Annotated in this window: 24 protein-coding genes and 1 tRNA gene; 15 read left to right on the top strand and 10 right to left on the bottom strand. The window is 68.3% G+C overall.

The features are described 5' to 3' along the window. Positions 1 to 24: 24 nt before the first annotated feature. The 5 genes from G3I78_RS37085 to trxA all read left to right on the top strand — a co-directional run bounded on the left by G3I78_RS37085 (position 25) and on the right by trxA (position 4,881). Complete coding sequence (locus G3I78_RS37085; RefSeq protein ID WP_164433032.1) at positions 25 to 1,716, top strand: protein kinase family protein; 1,692 nt, start codon at positions 25 to 27, stop codon at positions 1,714 to 1,716. A 21-nt stretch (positions 1,717 to 1,737) separates the two neighbouring features. After that, the gene (sigM, locus tag G3I78_RS37090; protein ID WP_164433033.1) at positions 1,738 to 2,463 is read left to right on the top strand and encodes an RNA polymerase sigma factor SigM; all 726 of its coding nucleotides are present in this window, start codon (positions 1,738 to 1,740) and stop codon (positions 2,461 to 2,463) included. Then, a complete protein-coding gene (locus G3I78_RS37095; RefSeq protein WP_164433034.1) occupies positions 2,460 to 3,368 on the top strand; it encodes a hypothetical protein in 909 nt (302 codons plus the stop codon). Before sigM ends, G3I78_RS37095 begins: the two co-directional genes overlap by 4 nt. Before the next feature lie 167 nt (positions 3,369 to 3,535). After that, positions 3,536 to 4,504 carry a thioredoxin-disulfide reductase gene (trxB, locus tag G3I78_RS37100; RefSeq protein ID WP_164433035.1) on the top strand — a complete coding sequence of 323 codons (969 nt, stop codon included), beginning with the start codon at positions 3,536 to 3,538 and terminating at the stop codon, positions 4,502 to 4,504. A 44-nt stretch (positions 4,505 to 4,548) separates the two neighbouring features. Next, positions 4,549 to 4,881, top strand: coding sequence for a thioredoxin (gene trxA / locus G3I78_RS37105; RefSeq protein WP_007383275.1), 333 nt, complete (start codon positions 4,549 to 4,551; stop codon positions 4,879 to 4,881). Positions 4,882 to 4,940: 59 nt separating this feature from the next. On the opposite strand, the gene G3I78_RS37110 is transcribed toward trxA, so the two are convergent. The 9 genes from G3I78_RS37110 to rpmH all read right to left on the bottom strand — a co-directional run bounded on the left by G3I78_RS37110 (position 4,941) and on the right by rpmH (position 11,857). Continuing rightward, positions 4,941 to 5,558 (bottom strand): GNAT family N-acetyltransferase, encoded by a 618-nt coding sequence (locus G3I78_RS37110; RefSeq protein ID WP_164433036.1) that lies wholly within the window; start codon positions 5,556 to 5,558, stop codon positions 4,941 to 4,943. A gap of 327 nt (positions 5,559 to 5,885) precedes the next feature. Continuing rightward, positions 5,886 to 6,986 (bottom strand): ParB/RepB/Spo0J family partition protein, encoded by a 1,101-nt coding sequence (locus G3I78_RS37115; protein ID WP_164433037.1) that lies wholly within the window; start codon positions 6,984 to 6,986, stop codon positions 5,886 to 5,888. After that, complete coding sequence (locus G3I78_RS37120) at positions 6,983 to 8,056, bottom strand: ParA family protein (RefSeq protein WP_164433038.1); 1,074 nt, start codon at positions 8,054 to 8,056, stop codon at positions 6,983 to 6,985. Before G3I78_RS37120 ends, G3I78_RS37115 begins: the two co-directional genes overlap by 4 nt. A gap of 265 nt (positions 8,057 to 8,321) precedes the next feature. After that, entirely contained in the window at positions 8,322 to 9,038 is a 717-nt protein-coding gene (gene rsmG, locus G3I78_RS37125; protein ID WP_164433039.1) for a 16S rRNA (guanine(527)-N(7))-methyltransferase RsmG, read from the bottom strand. Between the two features lie 119 nt (positions 9,039 to 9,157). Next, positions 9,158 to 9,670 (bottom strand): R3H domain-containing nucleic acid-binding protein, encoded by a 513-nt coding sequence (locus tag G3I78_RS37130; protein WP_164433040.1) that lies wholly within the window; start codon positions 9,668 to 9,670, stop codon positions 9,158 to 9,160. Between the two features lie 16 nt (positions 9,671 to 9,686). After that, complete coding sequence (gene yidC / locus G3I78_RS37135; RefSeq protein WP_164433041.1) at positions 9,687 to 10,973, bottom strand: membrane protein insertase YidC; 1,287 nt, start codon at positions 10,971 to 10,973, stop codon at positions 9,687 to 9,689. Between the two features lie 3 nt (positions 10,974 to 10,976). Beyond that, a complete protein-coding gene (gene yidD / locus G3I78_RS37140; RefSeq protein WP_164433042.1) occupies positions 10,977 to 11,330 on the bottom strand; it encodes a membrane protein insertion efficiency factor YidD in 354 nt (117 codons plus the stop codon). Further along, a complete protein-coding gene (gene rnpA / locus G3I78_RS37145) occupies positions 11,327 to 11,698 on the bottom strand; it encodes a ribonuclease P protein component (protein ID WP_164433043.1) in 372 nt (123 codons plus the stop codon). Before rnpA ends, yidD begins: the two co-directional genes overlap by 4 nt. A gap of 21 nt (positions 11,699 to 11,719) precedes the next feature. After that, positions 11,720 to 11,857, bottom strand: a complete 138-nt coding sequence (rpmH, locus tag G3I78_RS37150) for a 50S ribosomal protein L34 (protein ID WP_005482975.1) — start codon at positions 11,855 to 11,857, stop codon at positions 11,720 to 11,722. A gap of 383 nt (positions 11,858 to 12,240) precedes the next feature. Here rpmH and dnaA point away from each other — a divergent pair, with 383 nt between their 5' ends. From dnaA to G3I78_RS37195, 9 genes are all read left to right on the top strand, one after another. Further along, positions 12,241 to 14,247: a chromosomal replication initiator protein DnaA gene (gene dnaA, locus G3I78_RS37155; protein WP_164433044.1), complete on the top strand. Its 2,007-nt coding sequence runs from the start codon at positions 12,241 to 12,243 to the stop codon at positions 14,245 to 14,247. Between the two features lie 859 nt (positions 14,248 to 15,106). Then, positions 15,107 to 16,237 (top strand): DNA polymerase III subunit beta, encoded by a 1,131-nt coding sequence (gene dnaN / locus G3I78_RS37160; RefSeq protein ID WP_164433045.1) that lies wholly within the window; start codon positions 15,107 to 15,109, stop codon positions 16,235 to 16,237. Between the two features lie 137 nt (positions 16,238 to 16,374). Next, a complete protein-coding gene (gnd, locus tag G3I78_RS37165; protein WP_164433046.1) occupies positions 16,375 to 17,250 on the top strand; it encodes a phosphogluconate dehydrogenase (NAD(+)-dependent, decarboxylating) in 876 nt (291 codons plus the stop codon). A gap of 51 nt (positions 17,251 to 17,301) precedes the next feature. Further along, positions 17,302 to 18,423 carry a DNA replication/repair protein RecF gene (gene recF, locus G3I78_RS37170; protein WP_164433047.1) on the top strand — a complete coding sequence of 374 codons (1,122 nt, stop codon included), beginning with the start codon at positions 17,302 to 17,304 and terminating at the stop codon, positions 18,421 to 18,423. Continuing rightward, positions 18,420 to 18,980, top strand: a complete 561-nt coding sequence (locus G3I78_RS37175) for a DciA family protein (protein ID WP_164433049.1) — start codon at positions 18,420 to 18,422, stop codon at positions 18,978 to 18,980. Before recF ends, G3I78_RS37175 begins: the two co-directional genes overlap by 4 nt. A 372-nt stretch (positions 18,981 to 19,352) precedes the next feature. After that, complete coding sequence (gene gyrB, locus G3I78_RS37180) at positions 19,353 to 21,425, top strand: DNA topoisomerase (ATP-hydrolyzing) subunit B (protein WP_164433051.1); 2,073 nt, start codon at positions 19,353 to 19,355, stop codon at positions 21,423 to 21,425. 42 nt (positions 21,426 to 21,467) lie between these two features. Further along, a complete protein-coding gene (gene gyrA, locus G3I78_RS37185) occupies positions 21,468 to 24,065 on the top strand; it encodes a DNA gyrase subunit A (RefSeq protein WP_164433053.1) in 2,598 nt (865 codons plus the stop codon). Positions 24,066 to 24,083: 18 nt separating this feature from the next. Further along, positions 24,084 to 24,911, top strand: a complete 828-nt coding sequence (locus G3I78_RS37190; RefSeq protein WP_164433055.1) for a DUF3566 domain-containing protein — start codon at positions 24,084 to 24,086, stop codon at positions 24,909 to 24,911. A gap of 111 nt (positions 24,912 to 25,022) precedes the next feature. After that, positions 25,023 to 25,099 (top strand) — tRNA-Ile (locus G3I78_RS37195). 139 nt (positions 25,100 to 25,238) lie between these two features. On the opposite strand, the gene G3I78_RS37200 is transcribed toward G3I78_RS37195, so the two are convergent. After that, the gene (locus tag G3I78_RS37200; protein ID WP_164433057.1) at positions 25,239 to 25,559 is read right to left on the bottom strand and encodes a DUF6344 domain-containing protein; all 321 of its coding nucleotides are present in this window, start codon (positions 25,557 to 25,559) and stop codon (positions 25,239 to 25,241) included. 340 nt (positions 25,560 to 25,899) lie between these two features. Here G3I78_RS37200 and G3I78_RS52375 point away from each other — a divergent pair, with 340 nt between their 5' ends. Next, positions 25,900 to 26,028, top strand: a complete 129-nt coding sequence (locus tag G3I78_RS52375) for a DLW-39 family protein (RefSeq protein WP_003999697.1) — start codon at positions 25,900 to 25,902, stop codon at positions 26,026 to 26,028. Positions 26,029 to 26,039: the final 11 nt, after the last annotated feature.

Here is a 26,039-nt window from a genome sequence, read left to right on the forward strand (position 1 = left end):
CGAATGGGGAGGCAGGGAACGACGGTGGCGGAACGGAGCACGGCTGCCGTCGACGTGGCAGACAACAGCGGCGACGAGCCGCTGACCGCCAAGGCGGACCAGTCCACGGCCGACGGCGTGGCCAAGAACCGGGAGCGGGACACGGAAGACGTCGAGGCACAGGGGAGTGGCGGGACCGAGAGTCCCGGCAAGGCGTCACCGCCGGAGCTGCACAGCGGCCACAAACTCGCCAGACGCTACCGTCTCGAGGAGTGCGTCACCCGTCTGGACGGGTTCAGCAGTTGGCGGGCCGTGGACGAGAAACTGCGTCGCGCGGTCGGCGTCCACATCCTGCCCGCGGACCATGCGCGGGCGCGTTCCGTGCTGGCCGCGGCCCGTTCCTCCGCGCTGCTGGGCGACCCTCGCTTCGTGCAGGTCCTGGACGCGGTCGAGGAGAACGACCTCGTCTACGTCGTCCATGAGTGGCTGCCCGACGCGACCGAGCTGACCGCTCTCCTCGCGCCGGGACCGCTGGAGGTGTACGACGCCTACCAGATGGTCACTCAGGTGGCCTCCGCGATGGCCGCGGCCCACCGTGAGGGCCTCGCGCACCTGCGACTGAACCCGAACGCGGTCCTGCGTACGTCGAGCGGGCAGTGGCGTATCCGCGGCCTCGCCGTGAACGCCGCGCTGCGGGGCGTCAGTTCGGAGACCCCGCAGCGCACGGACACCGAGGCGATCGGCGCCCTCCTGTACGCGGCGCTCACCCAGCGCTGGCCGTACGAGAGCGACGCGTACGGCCTCGCGGGGCTGCCCAAGGGCGTCGGTCTCATCGCCCCCGACCAGGTCCGGGCGGGCGTCCACCGCGGCCTGTCCGAGCTGTCGATGCGGGCACTCGCCAACGACGGCGCGACAGCCTCCCGCCACGAGGCGCCGTGCACCACACCCGAGGAACTGGTCAAGGCGATCGGCGAGATGCCCCGCATCCGCCCGCCGGAGCCGTCGTACACCGCGCCTCCCGAGTACCAGCGCACGACGTACCAGCAGGGCACGTACGGCCGCCCGGCCCCGCGCCCCGGCATCACCCAGCCGGTCCCGACCCCGCCGCCACCGCTCCAGAGCCGCACCGGCCGAGCCCTGAAGTGGGCCGTCTCGGCCCTCCTCATCGCCGCGCTCGGCCTGGGCAGTTGGCAGCTGGCGGACGCACTGATGGACCGGGACGGCAAGTCGGACGACACCAACCAGACGCAGACGACGGACGGCGGCGACAAGAGCCCGACGAAGGCGGCCAGCACGCCGATCACCATCGCCAAGGGGTACGACTTCGACCCGTTCGGCGACGGCTCCGAAAAGCCGGCCGACATCAGCAAGGCTTACGACAGCGATCCCTCGTCGTACTGGCAGACCGACTTCTACAAGGGTGCCGACTTCGGGAACCTGAAGCCTGGCCTCGGCATCATCCTCGATCTCGGCAAGGTCCAGGACATCGGGAAGGTCACCGTCTCGTTCGTGGGCGACACGTCCGTCGAACTGCGCGCCGCTTCCAGCGACACGGGTGCGAGGCCCACGGACTTCGACTCCTACGCCAAGGTCGCTCAAGGATCTGGTACGAGCGTGACGCTCAAGCCGGACGAGGCCCTGAAATCCCGATACCTTCTGATCTGGTTGACCAAGCTGCCGCTGACAGATCAAGGCACCTACCGCGGCCGAGTGGCCGACATCAAGATCACCAGTTGAGGCTGAGCGGGAGGGGGTCCGATGGCAGATGACACCGTGTATGGCGACACCAGCGATCAGGACCTCCTGGCCCGGCACGTAGACGGCGACCCCGACGCCTTCGGTGAGATCGTGCGGCGGCATCGGGACCGGCTGTGGGCCGTGGCCCTGCGGACGCTCGGGGACCGTGAGGAGGCCGCTGACGCCGTTCAGGACGCCCTGGTGTCCGCGTATCGGGCCGCCCACACCTTCCGGGGCCAGTCGGCGGTCACAACGTGGCTGCATCGCATCACAGTGAACGCCTGCCTCGACCGCGCCCGGAAGGCGGCCTCCAGAAAGACGTCTCCCGTCGACGACACAGAGAGGCTCGAGCAGCTTCTGGAGCCGCACGAGGAGGCGTCGGCGCCCGCCGAGCGCAACGACCTCCACCGCCAGCTCCTGGAGGCGCTCGGCACCCTCCCGCCCGACCAGCGCGCCGCCCTCGTCCTGGTGGACATGCAGGGCTACCCCGTCGCCGAGGCCGCCCGCGTGCTCGACGTCCCGACAGGGACGGTGAAGAGCCGCTGCGCCCGGGGCAGAGCGAGACTCCTCCCCCTCCTGACTCACCTCCGGCCGGAAAACACCGGTGACGGCAGCCGACAGGGCTCAGGAAGGAACCGGACGCAGGGGACATCCGTCCCACCCGCAGCGGGACCTCCGTCAGAAGGCCCGCCGGACTCAGGATCAAGCGATTCAGCTGCAGTGAAGGGCGGAGGTGGGCGAGCGTGACATCCACGACAGACACGGCCGGGCACCCGGATGTCGCGGAGATCTCCGACCTCACCGAAGGCCTGCTCCCCGCGTCCAGGACCGCAGACGTACGGCGGCATCTGGACGAGTGCGAACTCTGCGCGGACGTCCACGCGTCGCTGGAGGAGATCCGCGGACTCCTCGGCACCCTGCCGGGCCCGCCGCGCATGCCCGACGACGTGGCCGGACGGATCGATGCCGCTCTCGCCGCGGAGGCGCTGCTGCAAGCCACGGCTCCCGAAGCCGTGCACGAACTGAACGACCCCGAGCCGGTAGAGACCGCGCATGTTTCACGTGAAACATCGCCTGCCTCGGACCGCCCCGCGGGTCACGCCCGCTCCTCGACCGCCGGCCCCGGCCGCAAGGAACGCAAGAGGAGCGGCCGACGCAGGGTCGCCGTCCTGGGCACCGTATTCACGGTTGCCGCTCTGGGATTCGGTTCGGTGCTGCTGTCCACACTGGACGACGGCAAGTCCTCCGACGACACAGCTCGGGGAGAGACGTCCACCGCCGCTGACACCTTCTCGACGAGCGGCCTGGAGAAGCAGGTGTCCGACCTCCTCACGCAGAAGCAGAGCGCGAGCGGAGGGTCGCGGGCCCCGCACACCAGCATGGGCGCCGCTGACATTCCCGGCTCAGGAGATCCCAGGATCCTGTCGACGCCCGACATTCCGCTGTGTATCCAGAAGGGCATCCACAGCAACGGTTCGCCCCTCGCGACCGAGGACGGCATCTACAAGGGGACAGACGCTCTCCTGGTCGTGCTGCGTGACCCCTCGGACAGCACGAAGGTCACCGCCTACGTCATGGACGCGTCCTGCGTGAAGGACGCCCCCTCCGGCGCGGCGAAGGTTCTGCTGAAGCGGTCCTACGCCCACTCCTGAGTGCTCAGGCTTCGTCTCCGCTCTCCGTGGTAATGCGTACGGTGTGGCCTCTCCGTGTGCCCGGACACACCGGGAATGCGCGCCCCTTAGGATCCGTTGGGTGGGGTGAGAGTTCCGAGAGGGCTCCACCGGTCCGACGACGCAGTCCAGAGACGAGGAACCAAGCCGTGAGCGACGTCCGTAACGTGATCATCATCGGCTCCGGGCCCGCCGGCTACACGGCGGCGCTCTACACCGCGCGCGCGTCGCTGAAGCCGCTGGTGTTCGAGGGCGCCGTCACCGCCGGCGGTGCGCTGATGAACACCACCGAGGTGGAGAACTTCCCCGGCTTCCAGGACGGCATCATGGGCCCCGAGCTCATGGACAACATGCGCGGCCAGGCCGAGCGCTTCGGTGCCGAGCTCGTTCCGGACGACATCGTCAGCGTCGACCTGACCGGTGAGATCAAGACCGTCACCGACACCTCGGGCACGGTGCACCGCGCCAAGGCCGTCATCGTCACGACCGGCTCTCAGCACCGCAAGCTCGGCCTGCCGAACGAGGACGCCCTCTCCGGCCGCGGTGTCTCCTGGTGTGCCACCTGTGACGGGTTCTTCTTCAAGGACCAGGACATCGCCGTGATCGGCGGCGGCGACACCGCGATGGAGGAGGCGACCTTCCTCTCGCGCTTCGCCAAGTCCGTGACGATCGTCCACCGCCGGGACACCCTGCGCGCCTCCAAGGCGATGCAGGAGCGCGCCTTCGCCGACCCGAAGATCAAGTTCGTGTGGGACAGCGAGGTCGCCGAGATCCAGGGCGACCCGAAGCTCTCGGGCCTGAAGCTGCGCAACCTCAAGACCGGCGAGCTGAGCGACCTCGCGGTCACCGGCCTGTTCATCGCGATCGGCCACGACCCGCGCACCGAGCTCTTCAAGGGCCAGCTCGACCTGGACGGCGAGGGCTACCTGAAGGTCGAGGCTCCCTCGACCCGCACCAACCTGACCGGTGTCTTCGGCGCCGGTGACGTGGTCGACCACACCTACCGCCAGGCCATCACCGCGGCCGGCACCGGCTGCTCCGCCGCTCTCGACGCCGAGCGCTTCCTCGCCGCCCTCGCGGACGAGGAGAAGGCCGAGCCCGAGAAGACCGCTGTCTGATCCCCCATCCTGCACCACCGCACCAACCAGTTAAGGAGCCCGCCGTGGCCGGCACCCTGAAGAACGTGACCGACGATTCCTTCGAGCAGGACGTCCTGAAGAGCGACAAGCCCGTCCTGGTGGACTTCTGGGCCGCCTGGTGCGGTCCGTGCCGCCAGATCGCGCCGTCCCTCGAGGCGATCGCCGCCGAGTACGGCGACAAGATCGAGATCGTCAAGCTGAACATCGACGAGAACCCGGGTACGGCCGCCAAGTACGGCGTCATGTCCATCCCGACGCTCAATGTGTACCAGGGCGGCGAGGTCGCCAAGACCATCGTCGGTGCCAAGCCGAAGGCCGCGATCGTCCGCGACCTTGAGGACTTCATCGCCGAGTGATGTTTCACGTGAAACACGAAGGGGCCGGCCCGTGAGGGTCGGCCCCTTCTTCATGTCCGTCACAACGGGCGCAGCGCCGGTTCCTTCTGTACGGCCCCCAGAAGCCGGTCCAGTGCCATCTCCACGTCTTCCTTCCAGGAGAGCGTGGTGCGCAGTTCCAACCGCAGCCTCGGGTAAGCGGGATGAGGCCGGACCGTCTTGAAGCCGACCGCCAGGAGATGATCCGCGGGGAGCACACACGCGGGCTCCTTCCAGCGGGCGTCACCGAAAGCCTCGATCGCCCTGAAGCCCCGCCGCAGCAGATCCTTGGCGACCGTCTGCACCATCACCCGGCCCAGCCCCTGCCCCTGATAGCCCGGCATGATGAACGACGTCATCAGCTGAACGGCGTCCGGAGAGACGGGACTTGTGGGAAACGCCGAAGAGCGGGGCACGTAGGCGGGAGGGGCGTAGAGCACGAAGCCGACCGGTACGTCGTCGACGTAGACGACCCGCCCGCATGATCCCCAGTCCAGCAGGACGGCGGAGATCCAGGCTTCCTTCTCCATCGCGGCTGTTCCCGCTTTTACCGCGGCTTCTCCGCTGACGGGGTCCAACTCCCAGAAGACACACGAGCGGCAGCGGTTGGGGAGGTCCTGAAGGTTGTCCAGCGTGAGCGGTACGAGCCGGCGCCCCATGAAGGCTGTTCCTCGCTTCCTTCGCCCGCCGCGTCGCGGGCGGCCGTCAGAGCGCTCCGTTCCCTGAGCAGGCTGCCGACGAATCCGCCGACCGCCCCCAGTCCCAGGCCCGCGCTCACCAGTCCGCTTCGGCTCACCGTTCGCATGGCCCCTGCCTCCCCTCAGAGGTGCTGCCGGGTGGATGTGCCACACCCAGTCGCATCGTATCCACACAGGGATTCCATCGATACCGCCTGAAAGCAAAGAGCGGGCCGTGTTCCGGTACACACCGGACACGGCCCGCTCTACGTGTTCCGCCTGGGCGGTGTCACCCCGGCGAAGCCTGGATCAGGCTTCCGGCTCCTCGGCCTCGTCGTCCAGCATGCTCTTCTGGAGGACCGGTCCCTCACCGGGGGCGAGGGAGCTGAGGATGCGCTCAAGGTCCTCCATGGAGGCGAACTCGACCGTGATCTTGCCCTTCTTCTGACCCAGGTCGACCTTCACCCGGGTCTCGAAGCGGTCCGAGAGCCGCGTCGCGAGGTCGGACAGAGCCGGGGAGACCCGAGTGCCCGCCCGGGGCCCCTTCGAGCGCTGAGCCGTCTGCGGCCGCGAGCCCATCAGGGTCACGATCTCCTCGACGGCACGCACCGAAAGTCCCTCAGCCACGATCCGGTGGGCCAGCCGGTCCTGCTCCTCCGAGTCCTCCACGGAGAGCAGCGCGCGGGCGTGTCCGGCGGAGAGGACCCCGGCGGCCACCCGGCGCTGTACCGCCGGCGAGAGCTTCAGCAGGCGCAGGGTGTTGGAGACCTGCGGGCGGGACCGGCCGATGCGGTCCGCCAGCTGGTCGTGCGTGCAGTTGAAGTCCTTCAGCAACTGGTCGTAGGCCGCGGCCTCTTCCAGCGGGTTCAGCTGAGCCCGGTGCAGGTTCTCCAGGAGGGCGTCCAGGAGAAGCTTGTCGTCGTCCGTGGCCCGGACGATCGCGGGGATCGCCTCCAGGCCGGCCTCACGGCTGGCCCGCCAGCGCCGCTCGCCCATGATGAGCTCGTAGCGGGTGGGACCGACCTGGCGTACGACGATCGGCTGGAGGAGACCGACCTCCTGGATGGAGGTGACCAGTTCCTGAAGCGCGTCGTCATCGAAGACCTCACGCGGCTGACGCGGGTTCGGCGTGATGAAGTCGAGCGGCAGCTCCGCGAAGTGGGCGCCGATGGGAGGCGCGGGCGTCTCCGCGTAGCCGTTGGCCGACGGCTCCTCGGTTTCATGTGAAACAGGCGGCAGTGTGGCCACCTTCGCCGCGGCCACCCCACGGTCGGTCGTCAGCACCGGGACGGATGTCGGGGACGCGGAACCAGCGCCCCCCATCGCCGCCGGGGTCGGCGTCTTCTCCGTCGGGGCAGCGGGGATCAGTGCGCCGAGACCACGGCCCAAACCCCTCCGTCGCTCGCTCACTGGATCCCCTCCACCATGCTCGGGTTGCTCTGTGCGCCGATGTGCGCCTGTGTCGGGTCGTAGCTGACGCCGACACCCTTCAATGCGATCTCTCGCGCCGCCTCAAGGTAGGACAGGGCACCGCTCGATCCGGGATCGTAGGTCAGCACCGTCTGTCCGTAGCTCGGCGCCTCGGAGATACGGACCGAGCGGGGAATGCTCGTCCGCAGCACCTCGTCACCGAAGTGGGTGCGCACCTCGTCGGCGACCTGGGACGCGAGGCGTGTCCGGCCGTCGTACATGGTGAGCAGGATGGTCGACACATGCAGGGTGGGGTTGAGGTGACCCCGCACCAGGTCGACGTTGCGCAGCAGTTGCCCGAGTCCTTCCAGCGCGTAGTACTCGCACTGGATCGGGATGAGGACCTCCGCACCGGCCACGAGCGCGTTGACCGTCAGCAGGCCGAGCGAGGGCGGGCAGTCGATGAGGATGTAGTCCAAGGGCTGCTCGTACGCCTGGATCGCGCGCTGGAGCCGGCTCTCACGTGCCACCAGGGACACCAGCTCGATCTCCGCACCGGCGAGATCGATCGTGGCGGGGGCGCAGAAGAGGCCCTCGACATCAGGGACCGGCTGGACGACCTCGGCCAGCGGCCGGCTCTCCACCAGGACGTCGTAGATGGAAGGGACTTCGGCGTGGTGGTCGATACCCAGCGCCGTGGAGGCGTTGCCCTGGGGGTCGAGGTCGATCACCAGGACACGGCCGCCGTGCAGAGCCAGCGAAGCGGCAAGATTGACGGTCGTCGTCGTCTTGCCCACCCCACCCTTCTGGTTGGCGACGACCATGATCCGGGTCTGCTCGGGCCGTGGCAGGCCCTCGCCGGCACGGCCCAGAGCCTCTACCGCCAGTTGGGCAGCACGACCGATCGGAGTGTCGTCCATCGGAGGCGGTGTTTCACGTGAAACATCGTCCCCCATCGACTCGGTTCGGGGACCGGGGACCGGATCGGTCATCGGTCCCGCGATGTTGGCGTCGGACCGCAAGGATTCACTCTCCTCGACTTCAGGCTCGCAATGAACAGAGCCTCCCATGTCTTCGGGGTCGTGAACCAGTGAGGCCTGTTGTTCTGTGGAGAAATCCACCTCTGTGGACAACTCCGTTACCTCTCCGAGTGACCCGAGAGGCTTTCGGTCGCGGGGTTCGGCCGCGGCGCGGCCCCGGCTGATGATGCCGTGCAGCAGTGAGCGACGTTTCACGTGAAACACGATGCAGGGCAGCCGTGCCCGTTCTGCCGCGACACTCCGGCATGCGTAGGTTTGGCAGCTTGTGTGGAGTACGTCTCGTCGTCAGGACGGATCAGCGACGCCGACGGGTACGACCCGTGCGGGCCGCCTTGGCGCGCTTGGCCGCGAACCGCACACCGCCAGGGCTCTCCCCGACCTCGACCCGCACCACCGTGGACAACGGATCGACGACTCCCTCACCCACTTGCAGGATGGAGGTCTCCACCGCACCGAGCTTGCTCAGCGCGGTCGACGCGGCCTTGAGCTCCTCCTCCGCGGTGTCGCCCTTGAGGGCGAGCATCTCCCCGTAGGGACGCAGCAGGGGGATGCCCCAGGTCGCCAGCCGGTCCAGCGGAGCCACGGCCCGTGCCGTCACCACGTGCACCGGTGTCAGCTTGCCCATGACCTCCTCGGCCCGGCCTCGGACGACCGTCACATGGTCCAGGCCCAGCAGCTCCACAACCTCGGTCAGGAAGTTCGTGCGCCGCAGCAGGGGCTCCAGCAGCGTGATCTTCAGGTCCTCGCGGACGAGGGCCAGGGGGATGCCGGGCAGGCCGGCGCCGGAGCCGACGTCGCAGACCGTCACGCCCTCGGGAACAACTTCCGAGAGCACCGCGCAGTTCAGCAGATGCCGCTCCCACAGGCGCGGCACCTCGCGTGGGCCGATGAGACCGCGCTGCACGCCCGCCTCAGCCAGCAGTTCGGCGTAGCGCACCGCGTCCGTGTAGCGATCGCCGAACACCTCTCGCGCCTGCTCGGGCGCGGGGGGAAGCTCCGCTGCCTCCGTCACGGGGAACCGTCCTTCCGTACCGCGTCAGGCGCACCGGGCGCCGACCACCAGAACTATCAGGCTGACAAAGTTCGGCCCCGTCTGCTCTACAGACGGGGCCGGAGGAACGTTGGGACCGATCAGGCGGGAAGCACGACGACGAAGCGCTGCGGCTCCTCGCCCTCGGACTCGCTGCGGAGCCCGGCGGCCTTGACCGCGTCGTGGACGACCTTGCGCTCGAACGGCGTCATCGGCTGGAGCTTCACGGACTCGCCGGTGTTCTTGACGTCGGCGGCGGCCTTGGCGCCCAGCTCGGAGAGCTCGGCCCGCTTCTTGGCCCGGTAGCCGGCGATGTCCAGCATCAGCCGACTGCGGTCCCCGGTCTCCCGGTGCACGGCCAGGCGCGTGAGCTCCTGAAGGGCTTCCAGCACTTCGCCGTCCCGGCCGACCAGCTTCTGCAGGTCGCGGCCGCTCGCGTCGCTGATGATCGAGACAGCGGCGCGGTCGGCCTCGACGTCCATGTCGATGTCGCCGTCGAGATCGGCGATGTCGAGCAGACCCTCGAGGTAGTCCGCCGCGATCTCGCCCTCCTGCTCCAGGCGGGTCAGGGTGTCTGCACCCTCGGCAGCGGCGGAGGTGGTGCCTTCCGTCACGGGATGGACTCCTTCGTTACTTCTTGGACGGGGACTTGGGCCGCTGCGGGCCCTTGCGCTGTCCGGACTGGGCCTTGCTGCGGTTGCCGGCGCCGGGCTGCTTCTTGGCGGCAGCGGCGGGCTTGGCGTCCTCGGGCGTCGCGTCCTCGGGCTCGTCGGACGACTTGCTCAGCGAGGTCGGTGCCGAGGACTCCGGCTTCGAACCGGCCGTGCCCGACTGGCGCTGGGACTTGCTCTGCCGCTTGGGCTGCTGGCGCTTGGGGGCGGCGGCGCTGGTCGGCGTGCCGTCCTCGTTCTGGACCGCGGCCTGGGACTCGCTCTGGATCACGGAGCCGTCGGTCTGGGCGGCGAGACCCGCCTTGTTCAGACCGTTGATGAACTTGCGCTCGAACTCGTTGCGGTCCCGGCCCTTGGCGACGATCGCCTTGATGATGGTGCGCTCGCTGCGCTTGCGGGCCTTGCCGTGGGTCGTGACGTGCTTGGTCAGGCGGTCCAGGTAGGCGGCCTGAGCCTTCGAACCCGGGGTCGGGTTGTTGCGGATGACGTACATCTGCTGGCCCATGGTCCACACGTTGGTGGTCAGCCAGTAGACGAGGACACCGACCGGGAAGTTGATGCCGAAGACGGCGAACATGACCGGGAAGACGTACATCAGCATCTTCTGCTGCTGCATGAACGGCGTCTTGACCGTGGTGTCGACGTTCTTCGTCATCAGCTGGCGCTGTGTGTAGAACTGCGACGCCGACATCAGGACGATCATGACCGCGGTGACGACGCGGACGTCGGTGAGGGAGGCGCCGAGGGCCTCCACCTTCGACGAACCGTCGGTGAACTTCGCCGCGAGAGGGGCGCCGACGATGTGCGCCTTACGGGCGCTGGCCAGCAGCGAGTCGTTGATGACACCGATCGTGGAGCCGGTCGCGATGCCGTTGAGCACGTGGTACAGGGCGAAGAAGAACGGCGACTGCGCCAGGATGGGAAGGCACGAGGAGAGCGGGTTGGTGCCCGTCTCCTTGTACAGCTTCATCATCTCTTCGGACTGACGCTGTTTGTCGTTCTTGTAGCGCTCCTGGATCTTCTTCATCTCGGGCTGGAGCGTCTGCATGGCCCGCGTCGACTTGATCTGCTTCACGAAGAGCGGGATCAGGCAGATACGGATCAGGATCACCAGGGACACGATCGACAGGCCCCAGGCCCACCCGGTGTCAGGGCCGAAGATGGCGCCGTACACCTTGTGGAACTGGACGATGACCCAGGAGACGGGTGTGGTGATGAAGCTGAAAAGACTGGCAATCGTGTCCACTAATCATGCTCCTTGGGCATGGGACGGAGTCTCTGCGGCCGGGCTCGAAGGAGTATGTCCCTCGGTGGCCGAGTCGGCGGCGGAGGGCCCGCCCCTACGTGCACGCCAGGCGTTACGCAGCATTTCGTGCCACCGCGGACGCTTGCGTGGCGGGACATGGTCCACACCCCCCAGCGACCACGGATTGCACCGCAGGATGCGCCAGGCGGTGAGTGCCGTTCCCTTGATCGCACCGTGCCGGTCGATGGCCTGGTAGCCGTAGTGGGAGCACGACGGGTAGTACTTGCACACCGGCCCGAGCAACGGGCTGATGGTCCACTGGTACAGCTTGATCAGCGCCAGCAGCGGGTACTTCATCGCGCGCCCCCTCCCAGCAGCCGCTGAAGGGCGGCATCCAGGTCTCGGGCCAGTTGTTCATGGTCGGCGTCGCCGGCCTCGGGCAACGCTCGTACGACTACCAGGCTACCGGGGGGCAGGAGGGACACCCTGTCGCGCATCAGGTGGCGAAGTCTGCGCTTCACCTTGTTGCGTACGACGGCACCGCCCACGGCCTTGCTCACGACGAAACCCGCACGCGTCGGGGGAGCGCTCTCCCCAGGCGCGTGCGGGTCCGTGGCACCGCTACGAAGATGGACGACGAGGGACGGGCGGCCTGCCCGGCGCCCCCGTCGTACCGCGGTCGCGAAGTCTTCGCGCCGCCTCAGCCGATGCTCGGTAGGCAGCACGACGTCATGACCTGATCAGAATCAGGCGGACAGGCTGGCGCGACCCTTGCTGCGGCGGTTCGCGAGAATCGCGCGACCGGCACGGGTACGCATCCGCAGACGGAAGCCGTGGGTCTTGGCGCGACGACGGTTGTTCGGCTGGAAGGTGCGCTTGCTCACTCGGGGGCTCCAGAAATAAATCGGTGGTGGCGGGTGCCGTCCTGGCTGTCACCGTGCGCCCACGAGTAGCTCGCAGTAACGCCCGAGTGCACCGCTTCCCGATCACCCGAAGCGATCTGTGCCCATCGGAGGCAGGCGGCAGCAGCCATCGACAACTCGACCTGGTTACGGTACGCGCGGCTACGCCATCCGGTCAAACCAGTGGTCACCGGGAGACACTATCCACAGGCTGGGGACAACAACTTGAACCGCACCCGTCGCCCTGACTACCGTGGCTGAACTCCGATTCGTTCCCTTGACCCCTCTGTTTCGGCTCCATCCCAGTTGAATCCCGACTCGTCCCACAACCACACGTTCGTGGGACCCGTGAGAGAGCGTGCCCTGTGGCTGACGTACCTGCCGATCTTGCCGCAGTGTGGCCACGCGTACTCGAGCAGCTCCTGGGTGAGGGCCGGGTCCAGGGTGTCGAGGCCAAGGACGAGCACTGGATCCGGCGCTGCCAGCCCCTCGCGCTGGTCGCCGACACCGCCCTGCTCGCCGTACCGAACGAATTCGCGAAGGGCGTACTGGAGGGCCGGCTGGCCCCCGCCGTCAGCGAGACGCTGAGCCGCGAGTGCGGCCGCCCGATCCGCATCGCGATCACCGTCGACGACTCCGCAGGCGAGCCCCCGGCACCGCCCGCGCCCCCGGCCCCACGGCCCCCGTCGCGCTACGACGAGCCCGAGCTCCCCTCCGGTCAGTACGACAGCTCTCCGTACGACAACCAGTACGAGAGCTACGGCCGCCACCGTGCCGAGGACTCCCGCGCGGGCCGCGGCGAGCGCCCCGGCCCCCAGGGCGACCACGCGCCCCGCCCGGACCAGCACCCCGCCGGCCCCCGCGCGGACCAGCTCCCGACCGCGCGACCCGCCTATCCCTCGGAGTACCAGCGCCCCGAGCCCGGCGCCTGGCCGCGGCCCCAGCAGGACGAGTACAGCTGGCAGCAGCAGCGGCTCGGCTTCCCGGAGCGCGACCCGTACGCGTCGCCGTCGCAGGAGCCGTATCCGCAGGAGCCGTATCCGCAGGAGTCGTACGGCGCCCCCGCCCAGGACTACCGCCCGCAGCCGATGGAGCGCCCGCCCTACGACGGCCCGCGCCCCGACTACGACCAGCGGCCGGACTACGACAAGCCCCGGCCCGACTACGACCAGCCGCGCTCCGACTATGACCAGCGCGACGCCCGCCGGGAGCTGCCCGAGCCGCCGTCCGGCTCCGGGCACGTGCACCGCGGCGGCCCCGTCGGCTCCAGCCTGCCCACCACCGGTGCCCCCGGTCCGCTGGCCGCGCAGCCCGCGCCGGCGACCGGGCCCGGCGAGCCGACCGCGCGGCTGAACCCGAAGTACCTCTTCGACACGTTCGTCATCGGCGCCTCCAACCGCTTCGCGCACGCGGCGGCGGTCGCCGTCGCCGAGGCACCGGCGAAGGCGTACAACCCGCTCTTCATCTACGGGGAGTCGGGGCTCGGCAAGACGCACCTGCTGCACGCGATCGGGCACTACGCGCGCAGCCTGTATCCCGGCACGCGCGTGCGGTACGTGAGCTCGGAGGAGTTCACCAACGAGTTCATCAACTCCATCCGCGACGGCAAGGGCGACAGCTTCCGCAAGCGGTACCGCGAGATGGACATCCTGCTCGTCGACGACATCCAGTTCCTCGCGGACAAGGAGTCGACGCAGGAGGAGTTCTTCCACACCTTCAACACGCTCCACAACGCCAACAAGCAGATCGTGCTCTCCAGCGACCGGCCGCCCAAGCAGCTGGTGACCCTGGAGGACCGGCTGCGGAACCGTTTCGAGTGGGGCCTGATCACCGACGTCCAGCCGCCCGAGCTGGAGACGCGGATCGCGATCCTGCGCAAGAAGGCGGTCCAGGAGCAGCTCAACGCCCCGCCGGAGGTACTGGAGTTCATCGCCTCCCGCATCTCGCGCAACATCCGCGAGCTGGAGGGCGCGCTGATCCGGGTGACGGCGTTCGCGTCGCTCAACCGGCAGCCGGTGGACCTGGGCCTGACCGAGATCGTGCTGAAGGACCTGATCCCCGGCGGCGAGGACTCGGCCCCGGAGATCACCTCGACGGCCATCATGAGCGCCACCGCGGACTACTTCGGCCTGACCGTCGACGACCTGTGCGGCACCTCGCGCGGCCGCGCGCTCGTCACGGCCCGTCAGATCGCCATGTACCTGTGCCGTGAGCTGACGGACCTCTCCCTGCCGAAGATCGGCGCGCTCTTCGGCGGCCGCGACCACACGACCGTCATGCACGCGGACCGAAAGATCCGCAATCTGATGGCCGAGCGGCGCTCCATCTACAACCAGGTGACCGAGCTGACGAACCGCATCAAGAACGGCTGACAGCGCCTGCTGTACGGCGCTCAGGGCGCCCTGGGGACGAGGTCCCGGGGGCGCCCTTCTTCATGCCGTCGTAGCCGGCTGTTCGAATCCCTGCCGCGTTACGGCCTCTCTCCACAGATTCGGTGACTTTCTGCCGTCCACATCCTGGGGACCGCGAAGTTGTCCAGATCGCCGTCCACAGGCAGCTTGTCGAGGAACCATCAGGGCAGGTCAGGTGGTTGTGGATTCGTGGACGAACGATCTCCACAGACTGTGGACAGCGAGAAGATCCACAGGCTGTGCATCGAGTTGTCCACCGACAACCCACAGGCTGGGCCCGGTTGTCCCCAGCGATCACCGGCTTCTCCACATGCCTGTCCACTGTTCGGCAACGCGACGCGCCTGATCACCGGGTCGAGTGAAAGGCGTCACACGAAGGTGCCGGGTTGGGCTGTGGGAAAGGTGGGTAAAGCTGGGGACGGCGCTGGGGAGAACTCGCCTCAGGCTGTGCATGGAGTGTGCAGAACTTTCTGTTCTCCACAGAGACCCCAGGTTGTCCACCGCCGTCACCCACAGGGCCAGTGGACAAAATTTCCCCTCTGAGCTGGGAAAACGGGGTTATCCACGGTATCCACAGCCCCTACTACTACTCCCAACTAGAGAGAGCTGGGAATCCGTTTCGAAGTGGGTCCTGTGCACAACTCGCTGTCCGGCTCCCGACTGCCCCTCGTCACGACTTGACCCCGAGAGGCACCTACTGTCAGTGGGGTGCGTCAGACTGTTCCCCGGTGTCCTTCCCAGCACGGGGACCGACGACACCGAGACAGACGACGAAGCCAGGCAGGCCGAGCAGCGCCGGCAACAGCAGGAGGCGGCAACAGTGAAGATCCGGGTGGAACGCGACGTACTCGCGGAGGCAGTGGCCTGGGCGGCACGCAGCCTCCCGGCCCGTCCGCCGGCGCCTGTCCTCGCCGGCCTTCTCCTGAAGGCCGAGGAAGGCCAGCTGAGCCTGTCCGGCTTCGACTACGAGGTCTCCGCGCGGGTCTCGGTCGAGGCCGAGGTCGAGGAGGAGGGCACGGTGCTGGTCTCCGGCCGCCTGCTCGCCGACATCTGCCGCGCCCTGCCCAACCGGCCGGTAGAGATTTCCACAGACGGTGTACGGGCGACCGTGGTGTGCGGCTCCTCGCGGTTCACACTCCACACCCTGCCTGTGGAGGAGTACCCGGCGCTTCCGCAGATGCCGAGCGCGACCGGCACCGTCCCCGGCGAGGTCTTCGCCTCCGCCGCCGCCCAGGTGGCCATCGCCGCGGGCCGTGACGACACGCTCCCGGTGCTGACCGGTGTGCGCATCGAGATCGAGGGCGACACCGTCACGCTGGCCTCCACCGACCGCTACCGCTTCGCGGTCCGCGAGTTCCTGTGGAAGCCGGAGAACCCCGAGGCGTCCGCGGTGGCCCTGGTGCCCGCCAAGACGCTCCTGGACACCGCCAAGGCCCTCACGAGCGGCGACAGCGTCATCCTGGCGCTCTCCGGCTCCGGCGCGGGCGAGGGCCTGATCGGCTTCGAGGGCGCGGGCCGTCGTACGACCACGCGGCTGCTCGAAGGCGACCTGCCGAAGTACCGCTCGCTGTTCCCGACGGAGTTCAACTCCATCGCCGTGATCGAGACCGCCCCCTTCGTGGAGGCCGTCAAGCGTGTGGCCCTGGTCGCCGAGCGCAACACCCCGGTGCGGCTGAGCTTCGAGCAGGGCGTGCTGATCCTCGAGGCCGGTTCCAGCGACGACGCACAGGCTGTGGAGCGGGTCGACGCGCAGCTGGAGGGCGACGACGTCTCGATCGCCTTCAACCCGACCTTCCTGCTGGACGGACTGAGCGCCATCGACTCCCCGGTGGCCCAGCTCTCGTTCACGACGTCCACCAAGCCCGCGCTGCTGAGCGGCAAGCCGGCCCTGGACGCGGAGGCGGACGAGGCCTACAAGTACCTGATCATGCCGGTGCGCCTCAGCGGCTGACCCGGCCGCCGGGAAAGCCCCAGGTGAGGGCGTACGTTTGAGCGCGTATGCCCACAGGTTTGCGTGAGCGTCCGGGTTTAGGCTCGGACATGGGTGCGAAAGCGCCCCTCACGTCACAGCAACCTAAGGAACCACTGATGGAGCTCGGTCTCGTCGGCCTCGGCAAGATGGGCGGCAACATGCGCGAGCGGATCCGCCGCGCGGGCCACACGGTCATCGGATACGACCGCAATCCGGACCTCGCCGATGTCCACAGCCTCAAGGAGCTTGTGGACGCGTTGCAGGGCCCCCGGGTCGTGTGGGTGATGGTCCCGGCCGGTGGACCGACCCAGGCGACGGTCGACGAGCTGGCCGAGCTCCTGGAGCCCGGTGACGTCGTGGTGGACGGCGGCAACTCCCGCTGGACGGACGACGAGAAGCACGCCGAGGAACTGGCCGCCAAGGGCATCGGCTTCGTCGACTGCGGTGTCTCCGGCGGTGTGTGGGGCCTGGAGAACGGCTACGCGCTGATGTACGGCGGCGACGCGGAGAACGTAGCCAAGGTGCAGCCGGTCTTCGACGCCCTCAAGCCCAAGGGCGACGCGGGCGCGGTGCACGCCGGCAAGGTCGGCGCGGGCCACTTCGCGAAGATGGTCCACAACGGCATCGAGTACGCGATGATGCAGGCCTACGCCGAGGGCTGGGAGCTCCTGGAGAAGGTCGACTCCGTGACCGACGTCCGGGAGGTCTTCCGCTCCTGGCAGGAGGGCACGGTCATCCGTTCCTGGCTCCTCGACCTCGCGGTCAACGCCCTCGACGACGACGAGCACCTGGACAAGCTGAAGGGCTTCGCTCAGGACTCCGGCGAGGGCCGGTGGACCGTCGAGGCCGCCATCGACCACGCGGTGCCGCTGCCGGCGATCACCGCCTCGCTGTTCGCGCGGTTCGCGTCCCGCCAGGACGACTCGCCGCAGATGAAGATGATCGCGGCGCTGCGTAACCAGTTCGGCGGCCACGCGGTCGAGACGAAGTAATCCACAGGACTGTTCGCACAGTCCACAAGCTGGGGGAGGTCGCGCCCGACCATGCACGTCACGCATCTGTCGCTGGCCGACTTCCGCTCGTACGCCCGGGTCGAGGTTCCGCTCGACCCGGGCGTCACCGCGTTCGTGGGCCCCAACGGACAGGGCAAGACGAACCTGGTCGAGGCGATCGGCTATCTCGCCACCCTCGGCAGCCACCGGGTCGCCTCCGACGCCCCCCTGGTCCGCATGGGCGCCGACCGCGCGATCGTCCGGGCGCAGGTGCGGCAGGGCGACCGGCAGCAGCTGGTCGAGCTGGAGCTGAACCCCGGCAAGTCCAACCGCGCCCGCATCAACAGGTCCTCGCAGGTCAAGCCGCGTGACGTGCTGGGGATCGTACGGACCGTGCTGTTCGCGCCGGAGGATCTTGCGCTGGTCAAGGGAGACCCCGGGGAGCGGCGGCGTTTCCTCGACGAGCTGATCACCGCGCGCTCCCCGCGCATGGCCGGGGTGCGCTCCGACTACGAGCGCGTCCTCAAGCAGCGCAACACCCTGCTGAAGTCGGCCGCGCTCGCCCGACGGCACGGCGGCCGCTCGATGGACCTGTCCACCCTCGATGTGTGGGACCAGCATCTCGCGCGCGCGGGCGCCGAGTTGCTCGCCCAGCGGCTCGACCTGATCGCCGCGCTCCAGCCGCTGGCCGACAAGGCGTACGAGCAGTTGGCGCCCGGCGGCGGCCCGGTCGCCCTGGAGTACAAGCCGTCCGCGCCGGGCGAGGCACACACGCGTGAGGATCTCTACGAGCAGCTGATGGCCGCGCTCGCGGAGGCGCGCAAGCAGGAGATCGAGCGGGGCGTGACGCTCGTAGGACCCCATCGGGACGATTTGAATCTCAAACTCGGTCAGCTGCCCGCCAAGGGATACGCCTCGCACGGCGAGTCCTGGTCGTACGCGCTGGCGCTGCGTCTCGCGTCGTACGACCTGCTCAGAGCCGAGGGGAACGAACCGGTGCTGATCCTCGACGACGTGTTCGCCGAGCTGGACACCCGACGCAGGGAGCGGCTGGCCGAGCTGGTCGCGCCCGGGGAGCAGGTGCTGGTGACGGCCGCGGTCGACGACGACGTGCCGCATGTGCTGGCGGGGACGCGGTACTCCGTGTCCGAGGGGACGGTGGAGCGCGTATGAGCGACGAACAGCTCCCCGGCGAGCAGCCCGCCTCCGCCGGGAACGCCCAGCCCGCCGAGCCCTCCGGCGTCGACCTCGCGCGCGTGGCGCTCAGGGCCGCGAAGGAACAGGCACGCGCGCGTGGGGACGCGGCGCAGCAGAAGCGGCAGGCCCGGCGCGGGGGCGGACTGCGCTCCGGCGCGCGCGCCGACGGACGCGACCCCATGGCCTTCGGTGCTGCCATCAACCGCCTGATCACCGAGCGGGGCTGGGAGACGCCGGCCGCGGTCGGCGGGGTGATGGGGCGCTGGCCCCAGATCGTGGGAGAGGCCATCGCCCTGCACTGTGTGCCGGAGAAGTACGACGAGGATGAACGAGTCCTGGTTGTGCGCTGCGACTCGACGGCGTGGGCGACTGAGATCAGACTCCGAGCACCGCAACTGCTGGCCCGGCTGAACGAGGATCTCGGGCACGGCGCCGTGAAGTTGATCAAGGTGCACGGCCCCGCCGGTCCCGCCCGGCGCTACGGCCCGTTGCGCGCCCCCGGCAGCGTGGGACCCGGCGACACCTACGGGTGACGGACATCACATCCAGGGCGTCGGCGGTGCTTTCGGAGCGCCGCCGACGCCTTTGTCGTAGCCCCGCGTGCTGTTGCGAATCGCGACCTGACTCCCAAGTAGCCAAGGGTTGACAGCCGGAAGCGCTGAGTGCCGCTGTGAGCCTCTTGGAGCCCCGCTCCGTATATGGGGACCCGGAAGACGCCGGTTGAGGGCGGCACATGAGGACTCAGGTACCGGCAAACCCCCATCACTGTCGGCGCTACCGGTAGACTGGAAGCCAATCCCGCCCCAAACGTGGGGACCGCCCGGGAAACGCTGAGCAACGCTGATCAAGGCTTACCAACGCAACATGCCGCAGCCGCTCCGGCAACCCGCCGACGAGCCTGGCTCGTGCTGTGCCAGAAAGGGCGCTTCGTGGCCGATTCCGGCAACCCCAACGAGAACATCCCGTCCACCGACGCCGCGGCGACCTCGTCGAACGGCGAGGTCACCGCCTCGTACGACGCCAGCGCCATCACCGTCCTCGAGGGTCTGGACGCGGTCCGCAAGCGACCCGGTATGTACATCGGCTCGACCGGCGAGCGCGGCCTGCACCACCTGGTGCAGGAGGTCGTCGACAACTCCGTCGACGAGGCGCTGGCGGGCCACGCGGACACCATCGACGTGACGATCCTCCCCGACGGCGGCGTCCGGGTCATCGACAACGGCCGTGGCATCCCGGTCGGCATCGTCCCCTCCGAGGGCAAGCCGGCCCTGGAGGTCGTGCTCACGGTGCTGCACGCGGGCGGCAAGTTCGGCGGCGGCGGCTACGCGGTCTCCGGCGGTCTGCACGGCGTGGGCGTGTCCGTGGTGAACGCCCTGTCCACCAAGGTGGCCGTCGAGGTCAAGACCGACGGTCACCGCTGGACGCAGGACTACAAGCTCGGCGTCCCGACGGCCCCCCTGGCCCAGCACGAGGCCACGGACGAGCACGGCACCTCGGTGACCTTCTGGGCCGACCCGGACATCTTCGAGACCACCGACTACTCCTTCGAGACGCTCTCGCGGCGCTTCCAGGAGATGGCGTTCCTCAACAAGGGTTTGAGGATCAAACTCACCGACGAGCGGGAGTCGGCCAAGGCGACGTCAGGCGCGGACGAGGCGGGCGCGGACGAGAGCGCCGAGGTCAAGTCGGTCGACTACCACTACGAGGGCGGCATCGTCGACTTCGTGAAGTACCTCAACTCCCGCAAGGGAGAGGTGGTGCACCCGACCATCGTCGACCTCGAGGCCGAGGACAAGGACAAGAACCTGTCCGTCGAGCTCGCGATGCAGTGGAACAGCAGTTACAGCGAGGGCGTCTACTCCTTCGCCAACATCATCCACACGCACGAGGGCGGCACCCACGAAGAGGGCTTCCGCGCGGCGCTCACCTCGCTGATCAACAAGTACGCGCGCGACAAGAAGCTGCTCCGCGAGAAGGACGACAACCTCACGGGCGACGACATCCGCGAGGGTCTGACCGCGATCATCTCGGTGAAGCTGAGCGAGCCGCAGTTCGAGGGTCAGACCAAGACCAAGCTGGGCAACACCGAGGTGAAGACCTTCGTCCAGAAGGTCGTCTACGAACACCTCACCGACTGGCTGGACCGCAACCCCGTCGAGGCCGCGGACATCATCCGCAAGTCCATCCAGGCGGCCACCGCGCGCGTGGCGGCCCGCAAGGCCCGCGACCTGACCCGCCGCAAGGGCCTCCTGGAGACCGCCTCCCTGCCCGGCAAGCTCTCCGACTGCCAGTCGAACGACCCCACCAAGTGCGAGATCTTCATCGTCGAGGGTGACTCCGCCGGCGGCTCGGCCAAGTCCGGCCGTAACCCGGAGTACCAGGCGATCCTCCCGATCCGCGGCAAGATCCTGAACGTCGAGAAGGCGCGGATCGACAAGATCCTCCAGAACCAGGAGATCCAGGCGCTGATCTCGGCCTTCGGCACCGGGGTCCACGAGGACTTCGACATCGAGAAGCTGCGCTATCACAAGATCATCCTGATGGCGGACGCCGACGTCGACGGCCAGCACATCTCCACCCTGCTGCTGACCTTCCTGTTCCGCTTCATGCGGCCGCTGGTCGAGGCCGGGCACGTGTACCTCTCCCGCCCCCCGCTCTACAAGATCAAGTGGGGCCGGGACGACATCGAGTACGCGTACTCCGACCGCGAGCGCGACGCGCTGATCGAGATGGGCCGCCAGCGCGGCAAGCGCATCCGCGAGGACTCCATCCAGCGCTTCAAGGGCCTCGGCGAGATGAACGCCGAGGAGCTGCGCGTGACCACCATGGACCAGGAGCACCGCGTCCTCGGCCAGGTCACCCTCGACGACGCCGCCCAGGCCGACGACCTGTTCTCGGTCCTGATGGGCGAGGACGTCGAGGCCCGGCGCCAGTTCATCCAGCGCAACGCCAAGGACGTCCGCTTCCTCGACATCTGAGTCGGTCTCAGCTGACCGCACCAGGAAGGATCTTCACCAGCAATGACCGACGACAACCCTCCCGTCACCCCTGAAGCGGGCGGCGACATCAGCATGCGTGTCGAGCCCGTCGGCCTCGAGACGGAGATGCAGCGCTCGTACCTGGACTACGCGATGTCCGTCATCGTGTCCCGTGCGCTGCCGGACGTCCGGGACGGTCTCAAGCCCGTCCACCGCCGCGTCCTGTACGCGATGTACGACGGCGGTTACCGGCCCGAGAAGGGCTTCTACAAGTGCGCCCGCGTCGTCGGCGACGTCATGGGCAACTACCACCCGCACGGCGACTCCTCGATCTACGACGCGCTGGTCCGTCTCGCGCAGCCCTGGTCGATGCGGATGCCGCTGGTGGACTCCAACGGCAACTTCGGATCTCCCGGCAACGACCCGGCGGCCGCCATGCGGTACACCGAGTGCAAGATGATGCCGCTGTCCATGGAGATGGTCCGCGACATCGACGAGGAGACCGTCGACTTCACGGACAACTACGACGGCCGCTCCCAGGAGCCGACCGTCCTGCCGGCCCGCTTCCCGAACCTGCTGATCAACGGCTCCGCCGGTATCGCGGTCGGCATGGCGACCAACATCCCGCCGCACAACCTGCGCGAGGTCGCCTCCGGTGCCCAGTGGTACCTGGAGAACCCGGAGGCCTCGCACGAGGAGCTCCTGGACGCGCTGATCGAGCGCATCAAGGGCCCGGACTTCCCGACCGGCGCCCTCGTGGTGGGCCGCAAGGGCATCGAGGAGGCGTACCGCACCGGTCGTGGCTCGATCACCATGCGCGCGGTCGTCGAGGTCGAGGAGATCCAGAACCGCCAGTGTCTGGTGGTGACGGAGCTGCCGTACCAGACCAACCCCGACAACCTCGCGCAGAAGATCGCCGACCTGGTGAAGGACGGCAAGGTCGGCGGCATCGCGGACGTCCGCGACGAGACGTCGTCGCGCACGGGCCAGCGGCTCGTGATCGTCCTGAAGCGGGACGCGGTCGCCAAGGTCGTCCTCAACAACCTCTACAAGCACACGGACCTCCAGTCGAACTTCGGCGCCAACATGCTGGCGCTCGTCGACGGCGTCCCGCGCACGCTGTCCCTGGACGCGTTCATCCGGCACTGGGTGGCGCACCAGATCGAGGTCATCGTCCGCCGTACGAAGTTCCGGCTGCGCAAGGCCGAGGAGCGGGCGCACATCCTGCGCGGCCTGCTCAAGGCCCTGGACGCCATCGACGAGGTCATCGCCCTGATCCGGGCCAGCGACACCGTCGACATCGCGCGTACGGGCTTGATGGACCTGCTCCAGATCGACGAGATCCAGGCCAACGCCATCCTCGAGATGCAGCTGCGCCGCCTCGCCGCCCTGGAGCGCCAGAAGATCATCCAGGAGCACGACGAACTCCAGGCGAAGATCACCGAGTACAACGAGATCCTGGCCTCGCCGGTCCGCCAGCGCGGCATCGTGAGCGCCGAACTCGCCGCGATCGTCGAGAAGTACGGCGACGACCGCAAGACCATGCTGGTGCCCTACGACGGTGACATGTCCATCGAGGACCTCATCGCCGAGGAGGACATCGTCGTCACGGTCTCGCGCGGCGGTTACGTCAAGCGCACCAAGACCGTGGACTACCGCGCCCAGAAGCGCGGCGGCAAGGGCGTACGCGGCACGAAGCTCAAGGAAGACGACATCGTCGACCACTTCTTCGTCTCGACCACGCACCACTGGCTGCTGTTCTTCACCAACAAGGGCCGCGTCTACCGCGCCAAGGCGTACGAACTGCCGGACGCCGGCCGGGACGCGCGCGGTCAGCACGTCGCCAACCTGCTGGCCTTCCAGCCGGACGAGGCGATCGCCGAGATCCTCGCGATCCGCGACTACGACGCGGCGCCGTACCTGGTGCTCGCCACCAAGGCGGGTCTGGTCAAGAAGACGTCACTGAAGGATTACGACTCTCCGCGTTCCGGTGGCGTCATCGCCATCAATCTGCGTGAGCGCGAGGACGGTTCGGACGACGAACTGATCGGTGCCGAACTGGTCTCGGCCGACAGTGATCTGCTTCTGATCAGCAAGAAGGCGCAGTCGATCAGGTTCACCGCCTCGGACGACACCCTGCGTCCCATGGGCCGCGCCACCTCGGGTGTCAAGGGCATGAGCTTCCGCGAGGGCGACGAGCTGCTCTCGATGAATGTTGTTCGACCCGGTACGTTCGTGTTCACTGCTACGGACGGCGGGTACGCGAAGCGGACCCCTGTCGACGAGTACCGCGTCCAGGGTCGTGGTGGCCTCGGCATCAAGGCCGCCAAGATCGTGGAGGACCGCGGATCGCTCGTCGGTGCGCTGGTGGTCGAGGAGACCGACGAGATCCTCGCCATCACGCTGTCCGGCGGTGTGATTCGTACGCGAGTCAGCGGGGTCAGGGAGACGGGCCGTGACACCATGGGCGTCCAACTGATCAACCTGGGCAAGCGCGATGCCGTGGTCGGCATCGCACGTAACGCCGAGGCGGGACGCGAGGCGGAGGAGGTCGACGGCGATGTGGCCGACGACGAGATCGCCGAGGGTGCCGCCGAGACCATCGGCACGGACGAGGGTGAGTCGCCCTCGGCCGAGTAGCACGAGGAGAGAGTCATCGTGAGCGGAGCCACGGGCGCCGGATCGACCGGAACCTCTACGGGGTCCTCCCCCGGCACGGAGGCGGACGGCGGCGGCCGTGGCTCTGCCGCGCGTGCGACCGACGCGCGTGACGCGGCAGCGCGTCCGACAGAAACGAACACGCCGGACACGCACACGACTCAGCTCAAGGCCATCAAGCCGCCCGCGACCCAGTCGCGCTCGCCCGAGACTCATGGATCCCAGGGGGGACCTGTGACGGACACCCAGCCGCCGGCCCAGCCGACGGCGCCCGCCGCACCGCCTCACGCGGCGGCACAGCCGCAGCCCGCGGCACAGCCCTCGGCGTCCCCGCTGCCGGGGGAACGGCAGCCACAGCAGCAGGCGGGACCGTACCACCCGCCGCAGGCCTACCCGACACAGGCCGCCCCGGCCGGTGCCGTACGTCGTCCGCGCACCGGTGCGCGGACCATGCCCCGGACCCGGAAGGCGCGTCTGCGGGTGGCCAAGGCCGACCCGTGGTCCGTCATGAAAGTCAGCTTCCTGCTCTCCATCGCGCTCGGCATCTGCACGATCGTCGCGGCCGCCGTGCTGTGGATGGTCATGGACGCGATGGGTGTCTTCTCGACGGTCGGCGGGACGATCTCCGAGGCGACCGGTTCGAACGAGTCGAACGGCTTCGACCTCCAGGCGTTCCTCTCCCTGCCGAACGTCCTGATGTTCACGTCGATCATCGCGGTCATCGACGTCGTCCTCGCGACGGCGCTCGCGACTCTCGGCGCGTTCATCTACAACCTCTCCGCGGGCTTCGTCGGCGGCGTCGAGCTCACGCTGGCCGAGGACGAGTGACCCGGTTCAAACCTGTGGGGACGGTCCTGTCGAGAACCGATTTTGGGACTGCCTACGTCGTGCGCTAATCTTCAGGAGTCAGCGCGCGGGACACACCCCGCAAAGCGCGGCGGGGCTATAGCTCAGTTGGTTAGAGCGCATCCCTGATAAGGATGAGGCCACAGGTTCAAATCCTGTTAGCCCCACCAGCTACGAAGACCTTCAGCCGATTCCGGTTGGGGGTCTTCGGCGTTTCGGTGGGCTGTCGCTCTGCTTGGTCCGGTACTGCGAGGTGCTGCCAGGTACTGCGAGGTACTGCGAAGTGCCGCCAGGTGAAGTCAGGTGGCGTCAGGTGCAGTCGGCCGCGGTGAGTTCGGCTGCGTCCGCGTCGTCGGTGTCCGCGGGGGAATGGTGGCGGCAGCTGGGGGTCTTGCCGTGGGCCTCGGCCCGGATGCGCTGCTTCATCGTGGGGGGCAGCGCTCTGGCGTCGGACCAGAGCCCCTGGGCGACCGCCGGGGGTGCCGGGTGGGCCACGGTGGTGTTGCGGGCCTGCTCGGTCTGCGGTACGGCAGCGGCGGCGGTCGTCGTGATGAGGCCGAGCGCCGTGAACAGCGCGAGGAAGGCCGTGATGACGGCGGTCCAGAGCTTCATGACCTTGTTCTGGGTCATGGTCCCTCACTTTCGGGCTGGAGCGATTTGCGTACTTTCCTCATGATGTGTATATGCGCCGCGAAAGCACGGACCGGCATCCGTGGCGCGTCGATCTTCAGATGAACACCACCCGGATGGGCGCAAGGGTGGAGAAAAAGTGGGTAGCCGGGAGGAGAAGGGGCGAAGTGACCGTCCGTGGAGGTGTGATCACCCTCTGATCGGAGGGTCCACTTCCGCTTCTACTGGGTTGTCCCGGACGGGAGTTGAGGGCCCGGACGCAGGTCACCGATCGGTATCGGTCGGTGTGTATAGTCGGGCGCCAGAGGTCCCCTACGTCAACGAAAGACGAGGTCGCGCGGTGAAGAAGCTTCTCCTGGTCGCACTGGCCGCCATCGGCGGGCTCCTCGTGTACCGCCAGATCCAGGCGGATCGCGCCGAGCAGGATCTGTGGACGGAGGCGACTGACTCCGTGCCCACGGGTTCGTGAGTACCGAGATT

The sequence above is a fragment of the Streptomyces sp. SID13726 genome, from assembly GCF_010548375.1.
GTDB lineage: Bacteria > Actinomycetota > Actinomycetes > Streptomycetales > Streptomycetaceae > Streptomyces.

Coding starts and splice junctions, on each gene's coding strand:
- sigM (WP_164433033.1), top strand. CDS start 1,738: ATGGCAGATGACACCGTGTATGGCGACACCAGCGATCAGGACCTCCTG.
- G3I78_RS37175 (WP_164433049.1), top strand. CDS start 18,420: ATGAGCGACGAACAGCTCCCCGGCGAGCAGCCCGCCTCCGCCGGGAAC.
- G3I78_RS37200 (WP_164433057.1), bottom strand. CDS start 25,559: ATGACCCAGAACAAGGTCATGAAGCTCTGGACCGCCGTCATCACGGCC.
- yidD (WP_164433042.1), bottom strand. CDS start 11,330: ATGAAGTACCCGCTGCTGGCGCTGATCAAGCTGTACCAGTGGACCATC.
- recF (WP_164433047.1), top strand. CDS start 17,302: ATGCACGTCACGCATCTGTCGCTGGCCGACTTCCGCTCGTACGCCCGG.
- gnd (WP_164433046.1), top strand. CDS start 16,375: ATGGAGCTCGGTCTCGTCGGCCTCGGCAAGATGGGCGGCAACATGCGC.
- G3I78_RS37110 (WP_164433036.1), bottom strand. CDS start 5,558: ATGGGGCGCCGGCTCGTACCGCTCACGCTGGACAACCTTCAGGACCTC.
- G3I78_RS37120 (WP_164433038.1), bottom strand. CDS start 8,056: ATGGGAGGCTCTGTTCATTGCGAGCCTGAAGTCGAGGAGAGTGAATCC.
- gyrA (WP_164433053.1), top strand. CDS start 21,468: ATGACCGACGACAACCCTCCCGTCACCCCTGAAGCGGGCGGCGACATC.